This window comes from Neisseria sp. P0021.S007 (assembly GCF_051956855.1).
Genome location: NZ_JBQCXA010001655.1, coordinates 1 through 449, shown reverse-complemented (window position 1 = coordinate 449; position 449 = coordinate 1). Strand labels below are relative to the sequence as shown.

The following is a 449-nucleotide window of genomic DNA, read 5'->3' as shown; positions in this document are numbered from 1 at the left end:
TATCCATTCCGAGTGCTTGACCGGCGATGCTTTATTTTCGGTGAAATGTGATTGCGGCCCTCAGCTTCAAGCGGCGATGCAGGTTGTTCAGAAAGAAGGGCGTGGCGTTATCGTATATTTGCGCCAAGAAGGCAGGGGCATTGGTTTGATAAACAAAATCCGTGCTTATCGTCTGCAAGATCAGGGCTTGGATACGGTTGAAGCCAATGTAGCGCTCGGCCTTCCTGTTGATGCGCGCGACTTCACTTTAGCCAAGCAGATTTATGATTATCTGCATATTCGGGAGGTCAGGTTGTTGACCAATAATCCTGAAAAAATCCAAACGTTGAAAGATTCCGGCATTAATGTGGTTGAACGGATTGCATTACATGTCGGCGAAAATGTGGAAAATGAACGTTATCTGCATACTAAAGCGGATAAATTGGGGCATTTGATTTTCGATTGATAGA

1 protein-coding gene is annotated in these 449 nt (G+C 45.2%); it reads left to right on the top strand.

The genetic code is table 11. The features are described from left to right. Nucleotides 1-445: GTP cyclohydrolase II (ribA, locus tag ACTHUR_RS20760; RefSeq protein ID WP_440400694.1), on the top strand; the 445-nt coding region annotated here is incomplete at its 5' end. Nucleotides 446-449: the final 4 nt, after the last annotated feature.